The organism is Bradyrhizobium sp. P5_C11_2, from assembly GCF_054049755.1.
This window is the reverse complement of sequence record NZ_JBFULT010000096.1, coordinates 1-16,419: the sequence shown is the minus strand read 5'-3', so window position 1 is coordinate 16,419 and position 16,419 is coordinate 1. Positions and strand designations below refer to the sequence as shown.

13 protein-coding genes are annotated in these 16,419 nt (G+C 64.0%); 11 read left to right on the top strand and 2 right to left on the bottom strand.

All coding sequences use genetic code 11. The features are described 5' to 3' along the window. A partial coding sequence (locus tag ACXJL8_RS12485) for a lipopolysaccharide biosynthesis protein (RefSeq protein ID WP_456685056.1) occupies positions 1-1,164 on the top strand: 1,164 nt, incomplete at its 5' end. A gap of 54 nt (positions 1,165-1,218) precedes the next feature. Here ACXJL8_RS12485 and ACXJL8_RS12480 read toward each other — a convergent pair. Next, positions 1,219-3,303 (bottom strand): lipopolysaccharide biosynthesis protein, encoded by a 2,085-nt coding sequence (locus tag ACXJL8_RS12480; protein WP_456621839.1) that lies wholly within the window; start codon positions 3,301-3,303, stop codon positions 1,219-1,221. Between the two features lie 282 nt (positions 3,304-3,585). On the opposite strand from ACXJL8_RS12480, the gene ACXJL8_RS12475 reads away from it, so the two are divergent. Beyond that, positions 3,586-4,776, top strand: a complete 1,191-nt coding sequence (locus ACXJL8_RS12475; protein ID WP_456621840.1) for a glycosyltransferase family 4 protein — start codon at positions 3,586-3,588, stop codon at positions 4,774-4,776. A 27-nt stretch (positions 4,777-4,803) separates the two neighbouring features. Beyond that, entirely contained in the window at positions 4,804-6,288 is a 1,485-nt protein-coding gene (locus ACXJL8_RS12470; RefSeq protein WP_456621841.1) for a glucosamine inositolphosphorylceramide transferase family protein, read from the top strand. A gap of 493 nt (positions 6,289-6,781) precedes the next feature. Here the strand turns inward: ACXJL8_RS12470 and ACXJL8_RS12465 are convergent, their stop codons facing one another. After that, positions 6,782-7,492, bottom strand: coding sequence for a GntR family transcriptional regulator (locus ACXJL8_RS12465; protein ID WP_456685055.1), 711 nt, complete (start codon positions 7,490-7,492; stop codon positions 6,782-6,784). A 169-nt stretch (positions 7,493-7,661) separates the two neighbouring features. Here ACXJL8_RS12465 and ACXJL8_RS12460 point away from each other — a divergent pair, with 169 nt between their 5' ends. The 8 genes from ACXJL8_RS12460 to ACXJL8_RS12425 all read left to right on the top strand — a co-directional run. Next, complete coding sequence (locus ACXJL8_RS12460; RefSeq protein ID WP_456621843.1) at positions 7,662-8,936, top strand: aminotransferase class III-fold pyridoxal phosphate-dependent enzyme; 1,275 nt, start codon at positions 7,662-7,664, stop codon at positions 8,934-8,936. 106 nt (positions 8,937-9,042) lie between these two features. Continuing rightward, positions 9,043-10,566 carry an ABC transporter substrate-binding protein gene (locus ACXJL8_RS12455; RefSeq protein WP_456621885.1) on the top strand — a complete coding sequence of 508 codons (1,524 nt, stop codon included), beginning with the start codon at positions 9,043-9,045 and terminating at the stop codon, positions 10,564-10,566. Positions 10,567-10,622: 56 nt separating this feature from the next. Beyond that, the gene (locus ACXJL8_RS12450) at positions 10,623-11,570 is read left to right on the top strand and encodes an ABC transporter permease (protein ID WP_456621844.1); all 948 of its coding nucleotides are present in this window, start codon (positions 10,623-10,625) and stop codon (positions 11,568-11,570) included. Next, complete coding sequence (locus tag ACXJL8_RS12445) at positions 11,563-12,450, top strand: ABC transporter permease (RefSeq protein ID WP_456621845.1); 888 nt, start codon at positions 11,563-11,565, stop codon at positions 12,448-12,450. The genes ACXJL8_RS12450 and ACXJL8_RS12445 overlap by 8 nt, the downstream gene beginning before the upstream one ends. Continuing rightward, positions 12,451-13,440 carry an ABC transporter ATP-binding protein gene (locus tag ACXJL8_RS12440; protein WP_456621846.1) on the top strand — a complete coding sequence of 330 codons (990 nt, stop codon included), beginning with the start codon at positions 12,451-12,453 and terminating at the stop codon, positions 13,438-13,440. Continuing rightward, positions 13,437-14,396 (top strand): ABC transporter ATP-binding protein, encoded by a 960-nt coding sequence (locus tag ACXJL8_RS12435; protein WP_456621847.1) that lies wholly within the window; start codon positions 13,437-13,439, stop codon positions 14,394-14,396. The genes ACXJL8_RS12440 and ACXJL8_RS12435 overlap by 4 nt, the downstream gene beginning before the upstream one ends. Before the next feature lie 40 nt (positions 14,397-14,436). Then, the gene (locus tag ACXJL8_RS12430) at positions 14,437-15,834 is read left to right on the top strand and encodes an amidase (RefSeq protein WP_456621848.1); all 1,398 of its coding nucleotides are present in this window, start codon (positions 14,437-14,439) and stop codon (positions 15,832-15,834) included. 56 nt (positions 15,835-15,890) lie between these two features. Continuing rightward, the coding region (locus tag ACXJL8_RS12425; protein ID WP_456685054.1) for a penicillin acylase family protein at positions 15,891-16,419 on the top strand (529 nt) is incomplete at its 3' end.

Below are 16,419 nucleotides of genomic sequence, written 5' to 3'. Positions count from 1 at the left end.
GTCGTGGGGCTGGTCGGGCAGGAATCGCTTCTGGTGCGATTCCTGAACGAGTATCGGGTGGGAAATCGGCCCGATCTTACCAAAGGCGTGCTGCTATCGAGCCTGAAGATTTCCTCCGTCGCGATGCTGCTTGCGATCGGCGCAATCGCGATCGTGGCAAACATGCGAGGCGACGGGTGGCTGCTGGTTCTCGCGGTGTCGGCCTACACCGCCGTGAATGCGGGACTGATGCTGGGCAGCCAGATCGCGCGCTCGCTGGTCAGCATTCTCATGGGAGAAGGCAACCGGGAGTTCTTCTGGCGGGTCAGCGTCGTCCTGTTTCTGCTCGCAATCATGTCCGGCCAGCGGCAGCTCGATCCCGCCGAACTGATCGCCGTGATGGCGATTGCCATGTCGGTCGGCCTGGTCGCACAGGTCATCGCGATTGCGCGAGCTCTGCCGGATTTCCGCGGCACGGCGGCGCGTTCCGAGACGTCCCGCTGGAGATCGAGCGCGCTTCATTTCTGGGTCGCGTCCATCCTTGAAGCCGCGAACCAGTATTTCGACGTCATTCTTGTCTACTGGATGCTGGATCCGGCAACCGCCGGGATTTATTTCGCCGCCTCCCGCCTCGCCAACATCTTCGCCATGCTGTCGGCCGCACTGTACAGCTTTGGCGCGCGGCGGCTCCCCTCGCTGTACTTCAGCAAGAACCATCAGGAATTCGAGCGAACGTTGCGGCTCATGGCGGAGGTGACCGCGTTGTGCGTGGTCAGCGGACTGCTCCTGATCTGGATTGGCGGCCCCCATCTTCTCAACCTGTTCGGGCCCCATTTCGCCGCGCAGCACTGGGTTCTGATCGTGCTCGCGATCGGAACGGCCTTCCAGGCGGCGGGCGGTCCATCTGCGGCGATATTGCAGCTGACCGGCTATGAGCGTGAGTATGTCCCCGTCGTCGCCGCGAACGTGGCGCTGCGGCTGGTCGGATTTCTCGTCCTCATTCCCTGGCTCGGCGTGCTCGGCGCGGCGATCTCGGCGACCGCGTCGCTGGCGCTCGCAACCATCGCCCTCAACATCCTCTGTCGTCGGCGAACCGGAGTCGATCCTTCGGTTTTGGGGCTTCTGCGCTTCTCGGCATCGAAGCGCGGCGCCTACGCGGTCCGCGGCGCGGACTCCGGCGAATAGACGTCGATTCAGCCAGAGCGATTGCACCGCGCGGCACTACACAGCCGGGTGGCGTCAACCAGCCAGCCCCAGCATTTCGCCGCGACGACGCGCCGACGGGTCGGCCGGCACACGATTGACCACGATACCGGTCGGCACACCGACAAACCGGGAGAGCGCAGCCGTTGCCCTGCGCATTGCGGCCGAAGCGACCGCGTCTTCGCGGGCGACCAGGACGACGAGGTCGGCGTGAGCGGCCAGCGCCGCCGCCTCGGGCTGCAAGGCCAGGGAGCTGGCGTGGACGACGATCAGATCGAACTCCGAACGAATATCGTCCGCGGGTGACGGCTCGGGCCTGTTGCCGGCACCCAGCAGCTCATCGACACTGCGAAAGTCCGCCGTCGTCGCACCTTCGGCCTGGTCCTTCGCGAGGCTCGCCGCGGCACCGCCGAGGTCCGGCTCCACCCGGATCAGGACGCTCAGCTTCCCTGTGTTCACCGCCCATCGATTCAGCGACCGCGCAACGGTGTTGCCGCCAGCGCGCTTGCCGACCGACATCACAAGGACGACCTTGCCGCGAGGTCCTGGCAGCTTCTCCAGCCTCTCGAGCAGCGGGCGCAGATGACCACCGAGATCGATTTCGCTCGTTGCGGACACCGGCCCTTGCCAGATGTTTCTGGGGACATCGCCAGGCACCAGGTCGGGAATGCGGGCCCACACAGGCGGACGTGCCCACGCCGCGGGCTGCGGCGGAGCCGGTTCGGGGTCCCGGACCTCCGGAACGGATTTGTCCGATCCGCGTCCCGTAGCGGCGACCACCGCCGTCGACGTCAGCAGCGAGCCAATCGCAAGCGCGGCGAGCAGCAACGGCAGCGGTGGAAGCGTCGAGCGAAGCGGCGGAATGGCGGACGACGCGATCTTGGTTTGAGAACTCTGCAGGAGGCGCTGCTCGTTCGTCGTCTTGGACCGCGACAGGAACTGTTCGTAGATGTTTCTGTTGGCCTCGGCGTCGCGCTGTAGCTCCTGGAGCCGGACCAGAGCCTGACCGTCGACCAGGAGCTGCGATTCGGCCGCCTTCATCTGGTTTTCCAGCGCCTTCTGTTGATCGCGCTGGGCCTCATATTCCGACTTTGCGGTGTCGATGCCCTTTGTCCGCTCGACCTCGATCTGCCTGTTGAGATCGTTCAACTGGCTGTACGACATGACGAGATCGGGATGGCGATCGCCGAACACCGCTCGCTTCTGCGCGATTTGATCATTGAGGGCCGATCGCTGTGCGCGCAGCGCGCTCAGGAGATCCTGCCTGGCGGGGCTGTCGACATTCGCTTTCAGATCGCGCTGCGCCTGCTCGTAGCGGGCTTTGGCCTCTTCGGTCCGGGCGCGCGCAGCGGCAGCCTGCTGCGACAGCTCGGTCACGCGCAATTGCTGCGTCGTGGAATCCTTGCCGGCATTGACGATCCTGTGCTCGAGCTTGAACGTGGCAACGGCGTCCTCCGACGCCCTCAGCCGGTCGTTCAATGTCTTGAGCCGGCTACTGAGCCAGTCGGCGGCCTCGTCGGTCGCATCCGTACGCATGCGGCCCTGGCCGGCAACGAACGCCTCGGCAATGGCATTGGCATAGTAGGCCGCCCGCTCCGGCCGGTTCGAGGTGAAGCGGATGGCGATGACATAGGTCAGTCCGCGACGGGAAATGTCGAGACGGTTGCGGAACCTCTCGAGCAGGCGCGCGGGGTCGGTGTGTCCCCCGGAGATGTCGTCGTCATCCCGAATCTTGAGCTGCTCGATCAGCGGCTTGAGAAATCCGTCGGACTTGGCGACTTCAACCAGGCTTTGCAGCGCGGCGCTATCCTGCCCTATACCGGGCAGAACGTCCTGCTCCGTGGTCACGCGCTGCTCTCGGGGATCGACAACGACCAGTGCGGTCGCCGCAAATCGCACCGGAATCACCAACAATACGACGACGCCAAGGGCGAAGATCGCGAGAGCGAGCGTCAGGATGCGGCGAGCGTTGTCCCGCAAGAAGGCGAGCGCACCCGCGGCAGTGAGCCCACCGCCAAAGCGTTCGCGGGACTCACCGTTCGACGCGTCCCGGGTCTGCCACGACGCGGCGACACCGATCGATCCGGAGCTTGTCGGGTCTGCACGGCGACCGAACGTCATGGATTTTACTCGGATTCAACTGGCGAACACTGTTCAGTGCCTGCTCCAACGTAAATATCTATGGTTAATCGGTGGTTACGCGCTCCATACGCGACCGTGACCAATTGGTTAACGCACTCGCTTCGCTTCGTTCGGAAACCAGCGGATTCCCTCGTGAACGATGCCCTTCCGGCAGCCTGCGCATTAACTCCGTTTAACGCTAGTCGATGTCCGCTCGAAGCCTGCATGGTAGGTACCGGGTTAAGAAGATGAAAACTTCGTTTCTTCAGCGGGTCGGGATCCGTGCTCCATTACCAGCCAGGCACAGAACGGGGCGAGGCACCGAAGCTGCCTTCGACCGCGGCAGCACTCGCAGGGCCGAGCAGCGGCGGATCAAAGCCACACGTGCTTCTTGTGCAAACTCAGGCCGAGAACGCCGGTGCGCAGGAGATTTCCCGGCTGCTTGGCGCCGGACTGACCGACCGCGGCTATCGGGTCACCAATCTGTTCTTCTACCGCAAATCGGATTCGTTCGATGAGCCGCCCGATACGCTCTACTGCGCGGCGCGCCGGCCGGGAAATCCGCTGGCACTGCTGCGAATGTTGTGGACGCTCGGCCGTCATATCAGGACCGCCAGGCCTGACGCTGTTCTGACCTTTCAGCATTTCGGCAACGTCATCGGCGCGGGGGTGTCGCGCCTCGTCTGCCGCGCACCGGTCGTCGCCAATCAGGTTTCATCCGCGCTGTCGATGAGCTGGCCGGTCCGCACGGCCGACATCGTCATGGGCAGCCTCGGCTTCTTCGACCGCATCACGCTCAACTCGCTGGACATGCAGCGCGAGTATTCGCGCTACCCCGAGGCCTATCGGTCGCGCATGGTGCATGTCCCACACGGTTTCGACGACAAGGCCCTCAGCCTGTCGAAGGAAGCTGCACGACAGACATTCAATCTGCCGCCGGACCGCGTGCTGCTCGGCTGCGCAGCGAGGCTGCACCCGCACAAGCGGCTCGATGCGGCGATACGTCTGTTGCCGGATCAACCATCCTGGCACCTCGCACTGGCCGGCCAGGGAGCCGACGAGGCTCGGCTGAGGCAGTTGGCGGACGCCTTGAAAGTGTCGGACAGATTGCATCTGCTCGGCGAAATCGCCCCGCGCCAGATAGCGGATTTTCTCGCCTGCCTGGATGTATTCGTCTTTCCGACGCAAGCGGAGACCTTTGGTCTGGCCGCGGTCGAAGCCGCGAACGCCGGCGTTCCTTCCGTCGTCACGGATCTTCCCGTCCTGCGCGAGGTGTTGTCCTTCGAAGGAAAACCGACAGCCCTGTTCGTCGATGCCACCGACCATGCGAAGCTGTCCGCGGCCGTCGCACAGCTGCTGACGGACCAGCAACTGAGCGACGAACTGCGACAAAACGCCAAAGGCCTCAGGTTGCGCTATTCGGTGGATGCCATGGTCGAGGAATACGTTCGAATTCTCAGCCAGGTCATTTGACCGGCGGTCGGAATAGATTGGCTCGACATGATCATCGAGTTTCGCTGTGAACGTGAGCATGCGCGGCGGTGGATGGGCCGCGAGACGCTGTCGATCGACGGCCGGGATGTTCCGGTTCAGATCGCCTGGACGACGACGGCGACGTCACGGCCCACAGGTCTCGACGCGCTGTTCGAACTCGAGCGTTTGGTTTTGCACAAGGGCAAACACAGCGGCGCCGACACGTTGAAGATCATCCCGGACCGGATGCAGGCGCGCGCCGGCACCGCCGACGTGATCGTCGATTTTTCCGACGGGGCGCGGGATCCCAGCTGTTCTGCTCCGCTGTATCTCCGCCCGCTGTTCAACGGAACCGCAGGCGAAAACGCCGCACTTGCCGCCATTCTCGCCGGCGACCTTCCGGTGATCGACATCGTCAACGAGATCGACGGTGCGGTCCTGGATCGCGGCCACCCATCCGGGGAAATCGCGGCCGGCTTGAGCGGCGCGCTCGACACGGTCATGGCGCGAACCCTGACCATGGTGGCCGCAATCCTGTCGGGACGGCCGCGCATTCTGCCGCCGCTGGCCCGCCCCGCCGGAGACGGCATCGGCCGGCGGCCGGCGGCGTATGTTGCGCGCGGCCTCGCCGTATCGATCGCCAAGGAGATCTATCGCCTCTGTTGCTACGCCCCGCATTGGCACGTCGGATGGCGCTTCAATGACGGTGCAGGCGTCTGGCAGACCGGAGATCTGTCGGGACCGGGCTGGAACGTCCTTGCCGATCCCGGCCATCGCTTCTACGCCGATCCCTTTCCCATCACATGGCAGGGAAGAACATTCGTCTTCTTTGAAGATCTCGATCACCGGATCGGAAAGGGAATAATTTCCGCGATCGAGTTCAACGATTCGGGCCCGGTGGGACAAGTCGTGCCCGTGCTGGAGGAGTCCTGGCACCTCTCCTATCCGTTTCTGATCGCGGACGCTGGCGAGTTGTGGATGATCCCGGAGAGTTCGACCCACGGCGACGTCGCCCTCTACAAGTGCGTCCGTTTTCCGGACAAATGGGAACGCCACGCGACGCTGCTTTCGGGCCTTGAACTCGCCGATGTCACGATCACGCGACACAACGGCCTGCATTATCTGTTTGGAGCCTGGCGCGACGGAACGGGCGGGTATTCCGATTCGCTGGCGATCTATTACGCCGAGCACTTGTTGGGGCCCTGGTTGCCCCATGCCAGCAATCCGGTCCTGATCGATCGTGCGAGCACGCGGCCGGCAGGGAATTTCGTCACCATCAATGAAAGATTGTGGCGGCCGGTCCAGGACTGTGCCGACGGCTACGGTGCTGCGCTCGGGCTGGCAGAAATTGTCGAACTGTCGCCGACCACATTCAGGCAGATCGTTCGCCACTCGCTTAGACCGGGGCCCGCATGGCCCGGCAGGAAGTTGCACACCTTGAACCGCTGCGGCCGGCTCGAGGTGATCGACGGATCGCGTGTTCAACCCAAGACCCTTGCCCGCCGATCCTGATGGTTCAGGCCGTGGAGCCAGCAATGGCTCTCCGTCAACGTGCGTGAGGATCATCTCGATCGCCTTGCGATGGGACGCAGCTTCGCGGTCTCGCGGCTGATTTCGCCCGAGCTTTGCTTCGCCTCTCCGCCCTCTTGAGCCAAGAGGGCGCAGGGAAGGCCGGGTGCCGGCTGGCACCCGCGGTCCGCTGCGCGAGGTGGTGCGCAGAGAGAACCGCACAGCAGCATACAGGTGTAGCCAATCACTCGGCCTTCCCTGCGCAGTGGTTGGACGGCTTATGCCGTGCTCTCCCGGGAGCCGAGTTCGTTCTGGCCTCCCTCGCCCTGCGAAAGTCGCCGACACCGCGCCGGTTGACGCCAATGCCGCCTCCGCAAGAGCTTGACCGTAGCAACGACGGCCAGGACCACACGGTTTTGCCGTACGCACGGCCCGCCATTTCGCCGCAGTTTTCCCAGCCCTGTCGACGGAGCCGGAAACTTGCTGGCGAGACGAACTATGTCATTGCGGCATCCAGCTGCGATGGCGCAACACCGGCTTCGATATCCTGAAGCAGTTTCAGCAGTCTGGCGCCTCCCTCCATCAGATCGGCCTGGATCGACTGCTTCACGGCCTCGGGATTTCTCGCGGTCAAACCGTCGAGCACGTTGAGATGCTGATGCCGTCCCGGATAGGTCGGGGTCGCATGCGGATACAACATGTTGAGCAGAGGACCGTTGCGAAGCCAGATCGTCTCGATCATCTCGAGCAGTTCGGGCGCGTCAGCGGCCTTGTAGAGCGTGTGGTGGAATTGCCAGTTCACCTGCACGGCTTCGCGCCAGCGCCTGCCGCGTTCTGCTGCGACCAGCGCCTGATGATATTTCTTGAGATTGGCGATATCAGCCTTGGAGATCCGGGTGGTTGCGCGTTCGGCGGCCAGTCCTTCGAGCAAAATCCGGATACCGCGTAGTTCCTCGTACTGCGCTGCACTCAGGCGGGCGACCTCGATCKAGCGGCTTGCCTGCATGTCAAGCACCCGTGCGCGCACCAGCTGCATCAGCGCTTCCCGGATCGGCGTTTCCGAGACGCCCATCGTTTCGGCGAGCTCGCGGATCTTGAAACGATGGCCGGGACGGAATCGTCCCTCCATCAGGGCAAGCCGCAATTCCCCAAACACGCGGGCCGTCAGGTTGTCGCGGCCGACCAGACCGACAGCATCGTTGGACATCGAGGGGGCCTGCTCTCCAGTCGAAAGGCGACCAATCTCTATGCGTGGTCTGCACGTCTGCCCGCGGTCTTTGCAAGATCAAAAGGCGAGAAAGGCCTTCGCAACTATGATATATCATATATTATGCTGGCGTCGCAACGGCGCGGCCGTCCGACACGAGGGACTTGCCATGGCACCTGATGACACCGCATCCAGGCTCCTTTCGCAGGACGAGGCGTTGCGGGCACGAGCCCTGAAGGTCATTCCCGGCGGCATGTGGGGCCACATGAATGTCGCACGGCTGCCTCCCGGCTATCCGCAGTTTTTTCGCAGCGCGAGCGGCTGCCACCTCCGGGATCTGGCGGGCACGGAATATATCGACCTGATGTGCGGCTATGGACCGATCGTGCTCGGTTACGGTGATCCGGATGTGGAGGCCGCAGCCGCGGCGCAGCGCGCCCGCGGCGACTTGATGACCGGGCCCGCGGAATGCCAGGTCGAGCTCGCGGAGCTCGTGGTCGAGACCATTCCGCACGCCGACTGGGTGCTGTTCGCCAAGAACGGCACCGATGCGACGACGGCCTGCGTGACCATCGCGCGTGCCGGCACGCAGCGGCGCAAGGTGCTGGTGGCGAAGGGCTCCTATCATGGCGCCGCGCCGTGGTGCACGCCCTCGCTGGCCGGCGTCACCGCGGAAGATCGAGCCCACATCCTGCACTTTGACTATAACGACGTTGCGAGCCTGGAGCGCGCCGCCGACGAGGCCGGCCGCGACCTCGCGGCAGTGCTGGTGACTGCGTTCAAGCATGATGTGAGACGCCATCAGGAGGCGCCGACGCCTGCGTTCGCGCAGGCAGTCCGGAGGATCTGCGACGCGGCCGGTGCGGCGCTGATTCTCGACGATGTCAGGGCGGGCTTCCGCCTCCACATCGGCGGCAGCTGGGAGCCCTACGGCGTGCGGCCCGATCTGTGCGCCTGGAGCAAGGCGATCGCCAACGGTCATCCGCTTGCGGCGATCACCGGCGCCGATCGCTTTCGCGACGCCGCCCAACAGGTTTATGTCACCGGCTCCTTCTGGTGCTCGGCGGTGCCGATGGCGGCAGCGGTGGCTACGATCAAGAAACTGCGCGCAACCGGTGCGATCGCAGCAATGGAAGCCATGGGCCGCCGGCTACGCGACGGGCTCGAGGCGCAGGCACAGGCGCACGATGTGCGATTGCGGCAGACCGGACCGGTTCAGATGCCGATGATCATGTTCGAGGACGATCCGGATTTCGTGCTCGGTCATCGTTTCGTGCAAGAGGCGCTGCGGCGGGGCGTCTACATGCATCCCTGGCACAACATGTTTCTGTCCGCGGCACACCGGCCCGACGACATCGATCGTGTCTTAGACGCGACCAACGGTGCCCTCAGGCAGGTCGCCGCTTCAGTCGACCGACGCCAGTCCGCGAAAGCGGTCCAGTGAACGCGGCCGGGACATCCATGCGGGTAAATGACGACTGATACGCGAACTCAACAGGAAGGCAGTTGTAATGACAAGCTTTTCGGCCATGTTTCGTACGATCACCGCGATGGGCCGGTCGATTGCCCTGCTCGGCGTGCTTGCAACCCCGCTCCATGCCGCCGAACCCAACCGCGGCGGCAGCCTCGTCTATGCCTATCTCTCCGGGCCGGGCACGCTAGATCCTCATGTCGCCTCAAGCCTCGTCGAACTCGAAGTAATCCACCACTTGTTCGAGCCGCTGGTTGCGATCGACAATAACTATAACGCCCGGCCCGTTCTCGCTTCGAAGATCGAGACCAATGCCGATGCCACGGTCTTCAGTTTCACGCTGCGCAGGGGTGTGAAATTCCACAATGGCAAGGAGATGACGTCGGCCGACGTGCTGGCGTCGTTCGAACGCTATCGCAGGGTCAGTCCCAACGCCTCCGTGCTCGCCGATGTCGACGGCTTCGAAGCGCTCGATCCCTACGGCTTCGTGATCCGCTTGAAGAAGCCGAACGCCGTGTTCGTCGACGTGCTGAAGTCGCCGGTCTATCCGTTCGAAATTTTGCCGGCCGAGCAGAAGGACAAGGCGGCGCGCGAGATCGACATCGTCGGAACCGGTCCGTTCATGCTTGGCGAGTGGGTGAAGGACAGCCATCTCGTCATCAAGCGTTTCGACGGCTATGTGCCCGACGAGAGCGCGCCCGGGCCCGACGGTCTGGCTGGGCGCCGCACCGCCTATCTCGACCAGGTTCGCTATAATTTTGTGCCCGAGGCGAACGCCCGCGTCGCCGCGTTGCAGACCGGCAACGCCGACGTCATCGGCGACGTTCCCCGCGATCTGGCCAAGCGTTTCGACGGCCAGGCGAACATCACCACGCAGCAGATTTTCCCGTATTGCATGCAGGTGTTCGTGGTGAACACGCAGGCGACGCCGACCACCAATCCGCTGGTTCGCCAGGCGATCGAGGCGGTGGTCAATATCGACGATATCACCGGAGCCATGGGACAGATCTCGCGCCCGGGCCATTCGCTGGTGTACGCGTCGAGCCCTTACTATCAGGGCGATGCGATGAAGCCCTATTACGACCAGCGTAACCCGGCCAAAGCCAAGGAGTTGCTGAAGCAGGCCGGATACAACGGCGAGAAGATCGTGCTCCAGACGAATTCCAACTACCCGAACTTCCGCGACGCCATCCTGGTCCTGTCCGAGCAGATGAAGGACGCCGGCTTCAACGTTGCGGTCGACATCGTCGACTGGACCACCAACGCGAGCAACATGCAGCGCGGCACCGGGGTCTGGAACGTGTCCACCACCGGCTATTGCTCGAATCCGCTGCTCGGCCCGCAGCAATGGAAGGTGATGTTCTACACCTTCCCGCACGTCAAGGACGACCACGTTCTCGACGCTGCCTATGACGCGTTCTACGCCTCGCTCGATCCGCAAAAGCGCATCGCGGCCTGGGCCGATATCGAGAAGCGCGTGCTGGACCAGGCCTACATGATCAAGATCGCCGATATGGGCACGATGCGAAGCTACAACGCCGCCAAGGTCGTGAACTTCATGCCCTATTATATCGTTCATTTCTGGGACGTTTGGCTGAAGTAGCGCCGTCGGCACAACGGCGGCTGGGCAGGAGCAGAAAGCGTCATATCGGGTATCTCATGTTTCGCACGATCAGCGTCCGTCTCATGCAATCCATACCGGTCCTGCTGCTGGTTGCGGTGCTGTCCTTCGTCCTGATGCACCTGCTGCCGGGAGATCCCGCGGTCGTGATCGCCGGAGCCGATGCCACGCCTGCGGCGGTGGAACGGATTCGTCGTGAACTCGGCCTCGACCAGTCGATCTGGCGGCAACTGCTGTCCTGGTTCCTCAACCTGGCACAGGGCAAGTTTGGCAGCTCGCTGGTGCTGAACCAGACCGTACTCTCCGCGGTCGGGGAGCGTTTGCCGGTGACGTTGTCGCTGGCCGCCCTGTCACTCGCCATCACCCTGCCGATTGGTATCGCGCTCGGCATCCTGGCCGCCTATTTCCGTAGCAGCTGGATCGACGCGGGTGTCATGGCGGTTGCCCTGATCGGGGTTTCGGCCCCGAGTTTCTGGATCGCGATCGTGTCGGTCATCTTGTTCAGCGTGAAGCTCGGATGGGTGCCGTCCGCCGGCTATGCTCCGTTGCTAACGGCGGGCCCCGGTGCCTGGTTCGCTTCGCTGATCCAGCCCGCCATGGTGCTCAGCCTGTTTCAGATTGGCTTCCTGGCGCGCATGACGCGCTCGGCGATGCTCGATGTGCTTGACCAGGATTTCATCCGGACGGCGCGCGCCAAAGGCGTCAGCGAGTGGCGAACCGTCGGCAAGCACGGCTTCCGCAATGCTCTGGTCGCCGTCGTGACGGTCAGCGGCATCATCCTGAGTCTCCTGATCGGAGGTTCAGTCGTCGTAGAGCAGGTGTTTGCGTTGCCGGGTATCGGCCGGCTCGTGGTGCAGGGGATCATGGCCCGCGACTACCCGCTGATCCAGGGCACCATGCTGTTGTTCGGCTTCGCTTTCGTGCTGATCAACGTTGCCGTGGATATCATCTATACCCTGGTCGATCCACGGGTGCGCTATGACTGACGTCGGGCTGGCTGCGCCGTCGACACAGATACTGGCGGAGCGCCGGCGATTTCCCGTCCTGCGCAAGCTCGCCGCGCACCGGTCGTTCAAGATCGGACTGGTGCTTGTGACCGTCCTGACGCTTTGCGCGATCATCGGGCCGATGCTGACCGGCACCGATCCGACGGCGATGAGCATTCGTTACCGATTCAAGCCGCCATCGGCACGCTTCCCGTTCGGCAGCGATCAATACGGGCGGGACATCCTCACGCGTGTGCTCTATGGCGGCCGCCTGTCACTGTCGATCGGGTTTTCGGTGGCCCTGCTCTCAGGCGTGTTCGGCGCCATGATCGGCATCCTGGCGGGATATTTTCGCGCGCTCGATCCGTACGTCATGCGATCGATGGACGCGCTGATGGCGTTCCCCGCGATCCTGCTGGCCATCGGTATCGGCGCGGCACTCGGCGCACAGGCCAGCAGTATCGTGGTGGCGCTCGCAGTTGCTTATGTGCCGCGGACGGCGCGGATCGTGCGTGCCTCCGTGCTGGTCATTCGCGAGATGGAGTATCTGCAGGCCGCGCGGGTCAGCGGTGCCGGCGACGTGCACATCATCGTCAAGCACGTGCTGCCAAATTGTCTCGGACCCCTGATCGTCCAGCTGACCTTCATCTTCGCCTACGCCATTCTCGCGGAAGCGACGCTCAGCTTCCTCGGCATCGGCCCGCCGCCGCCGGCCCCGAGCTGGGGCAACATCATCGCGGAGGGACGCGACTACTCGGTCGAGGCGTGGTGGGTGATGCTGTTTCCCGGCCTCGCGGTCAGCCTCGCCGCGCTCGGCATGAATCTGCTCGGCGACGGGTTGCGCGACGTGCTCGATCCACGCTTGAAGATCGAGACCTGAATGGCGCAGCAAACCCTTCTGAGTGTCGAGAACCTGACGGTCCAGTTCCGCGGCGACACTGGCTGGGTGAACGCCGTCGAAGGCGTGGACTTTGCCGTTCGCGCCGGCGAATGCCTCGGCATCGTCGGTGAATCCGGCAGCGGCAAGAGCGTCAGCGCCCTTTCGATTCTCAAGCTGCATGGCCGTGCCAACACACGTTACGCATCGGGGACGATCCGCTACGGCGGACATGATCTGCTGACTGTTCCGCAACGCCGGCTGCGCCAGATTCGCGGCAGGGAGATCGCGATGATCTTCCAGGATCCGATGTCCTCGCTCAATCCGGTCTTGAGCATCGCCGACCAGATCATGGAGCCGTTGCGCCAGCATCAGGGGCTCTCGGCGCGGGCCGCCCGTCGTCAGGCCGTCGAGCTGCTGGAGATGGTGCGGATTTCCGACGCCTCGCGCCGCATCGACGATTACCCCCATCGGCTTTCCGGCGGCATGCGCCAGCGCGTCATGATCGCCATCGCAGTGGCATGCCGCCCCAAGCTCCTGATCGCAGACGAGCCGACCACCGCCCTCGACGTCACCATTCAATCCCAGATCCTCGAATTGCTGCGCGAGTTGCAGCGTGAAATCGGCATGTCGGTGATTTTGATCACCCATGATCTCGGCGTGGTCGCGGAGTTCGCGCAGCGTGTCGTTGTCATGTATGCCGGGCGGGTTGTGGAATCCGCCGCCGTCCCTGCCCTGTTCGAACGGCCGGTGCATCCTTACACCGAAGGGCTGATCCGCGCCGTGCCCGATCCCGACGCGGACGTACACCGGCTCGCGACCATTCCCGGGAACATTCCGGATCCGTCGACGTCGATCGCGGGATGCCGGTTCAATCCGCGCTGCCGCGAGGCGATCAAGTCCTGCCTGACTGAGCCGCCCGCGTTGGTCGACGCCGGGGCGGGCCATTTCGCGCGTTGTCCGCCGCGCATCGCCACGGGAACAGCCACATGAGTGGAGCGCCCATCGTCGTCGTGCGCGAGTTGTTGAAGACCTTTGCGGCGCGGGGCGCGTCGTTGCGCGCCGTCGATGGTGTCAGTTTCGATGTTGGGCAAGGCGAGACGCTGGGCCTTGTCGGGGAGTCAGGCTCGGGGAAATCCACCACGGGACGTATCCTGGTCGGTCTCGAAGCCGCGACAAGCGGATCGATCAAGCTGTTCGACCAGGAGGTTTCTCCGGCGAGCGGCAAGGCTGCGCTCAGGGCGGTGCGGCGACGGCTGCAATTCGTGTTTCAAGACCCGCAGAATTCGCTCAATCCCCGCATGCGCGCGCAGGACGCGATCGCAGAGCCGCTCGACGTCGCGGGCGGCCTGTCGCGCGCCGCCCGCAACGATCGCGTCCGCGAACTGCTGGAGATGGTCGGTTTGCCGCGTTCGTGTGGTGACCGTTTCCCCCACGAATTCTCCGGCGGCCAACGTCAACGCATCGGCATTGCGCGGGCGTTGGCGCTGAAGCCGGAATTCATCGTCTGCGACGAACCGGTATCGTCGCTCGACGTGTCGATGCAGGCGCAAATCGTCAACCTGCTGCTCGACCTCCAGGAGCGGCTCGGCCTCAGCTATCTCTTCATCGCCCATGATCTCGCGGTGGTCCGCAGCATTTCAGCACGGGTGGCGGTGATGTATGCCGGCAGCATCGTCGAGATCGCGCCCAGGCACGAACTGTATACCGCTCCCCGGCATCCCTACACGCAAGCGCTGCTTGCGGCGATCCCTCGCGTCAAGCCGAACAAGGCCCGCGCCGCGGTCGTGACCGGCGAATTGCCGAGCCAGATCGACACAGTGCCGGGCTGCACGTTTCATCCGCGTTGTCCGTTCGCGTTCGAACGTTGTCGAGCCGAGAAGCCGAAGCTGCGGGAGATCGCGCCAAGCCATCTTGCCGCCTGCCACCTTCACGACGTCCCCGCCTGACGGCTGTTGCCGCCGCTTTGCCGATTGATGGAGTTCCGAGATGTCTGATCGCGATCTTCTCTTTATGCCCGCCACGACCGCCGCAAGGCTGATCCGTAAACGCGCTTTGTCTCCGGTGGAGTATGTCGACGCCGTGCTGGGCGCGATCGAGCGGACGCAACCGACGCTCAATGCCTACGCGACGGTGACCGCAGACGCGGCGCGGGCGCAGGCGCGGGTTGCAGAGCAGGCCGTCATGGCCGGCGAACAGCTCGGGCCGCTTCATGGCGTACCCGTCAACATCAAGGATCTCTTTGCCACCAAGGGCGTTCGTACTGCGCACGGATCGGCGGTCTTGGCCGACAACGTTCCCTCGCAGGACGACATCCTGGTGACTCGCCTGAAGAATGCGGGTGCGATCATGGTAGGTAAATCGACCACACCTGAATTCGGTCACAAGGGCCACACCGACGGACCCAGCTTCGGGATCACGCGCAATCCCTGGAATCCCGCCCGCACCGCGGGCGGATCGAGCGGTGGCGCGGCCGTCGCGGTGGCGGCCGGACTTGGGCCACTGGGTCTCGGCACGGACGGCGCGGGATCGATCCGCATTCCCGCCGGCGCCTGCGGCGTGGTCGGACTGAAGCCGACCACGGGCGCGGTGCCCTATGAGCAGACCTCGGATTCGTTCTTCAATTATGCCGCAGCCGGCCCGTTGACGCGCACCGTTGCCGATGCCGCATTGATGATGGACAGCCTTGTGGGCCCGTCGACGCTCGATCCGTGGTCGCTCGGCGCGCCCGGCAACGGGACGCTGATGCCTGGCCTGATCTCGGAGGATTTGTCGGGATTGCGGATCGGATACCTGTCCGCCATGAGCGACTGTAGTGCGGACGTTGCGGCAAACGCCAAGGCGTCGCTCGCAGCCCTTGCGGAGCTTGGCGCCGAGGTGGAGGAGGCCGGCGTTGGAATGGACTGGATCGCGGGCCCTGCCCGGCTCATGTACCTCGCTAATCTGAACGTCTATTTCGGTCACCATCTTGAAAAATGGCGCGACCGGATGGACCCGGTCCTGGTGGAATGGATCGCGGCGGGTAGCAAGGCCACTCTGGTCGATTTTCGCAAGGCGCAGGTCGCGCGCTCACGGTTGTATCGCGGTGTGCAGAAGCTCCTGGAAAGCTACGACTTTCTCGTGACGCCCACCTTGCCCACCACCGCAATTCCGGCCGAGGCCGGCAAGACCGTCGATGCTTTGTTCAATCGCGGCTGGAACGCCTTCGTCTATCCGTTCAACCAGAGCGGCAATCCGGCGCTATCGGTGCCAAATGGCTTCGGAGCCGATGGATTACCGACCGGCCTGCAGATCGTCGGCCGCTGGTGGAAAGACAATGATGTTCTGCGTCTCGGTGCCATCCTGGAGCGGATTCGTCCCTGGGCCGATCGTCGGCCGTCCGCGTGAAGATGGATCGAACGCGAAGCCTTGGTGTACAAGCCTGACAAAACCGGGAGAAGAGCGTGACAAGCGCTGCCAATGACAGACCTTCATGCCTGCCTCAGACCAAAGGCGCGGTCGTGCTGCGCGGCCTTGAGAACAACGTCGACGTCCATCGCGACGCCTGGGGCATCCCGCACGTCCGCGCACGCGGAACGGCTGACGCCTTCTTTGCGCAAGGCTATGTCCACGCCCAGGACCGGCTCTGGCAGATGGACGCCGCGCGCCGGCGGATGCTGGGCCGCTGGGCTGAATGGGAGGGCAGCGCGGGTGTCGCGGCGGATACGCTGGCGCGGCGGCTCGATGTCGCGGGCGCGTCGCAGCGCGACTTCGCCGGTTTGTCGGGCGAAGCGCGGGCGATGCTCGAAGCCTATGCGAGCGGCGTCAACGCCTTCCTGGCGCAGGGTGCGCCCTTGCCTTTCGAGTATGGCCTCGTCGGGAGCGATGTCGAACGCTGGGAGCCGTGGCACTGTATCCTCGTGATGCGGCAGCGCGCTGATCTGATGGGCTCGGTCTGGTTCAAGTTGTGGCGCGCGGCAGCCATGCGCAGAA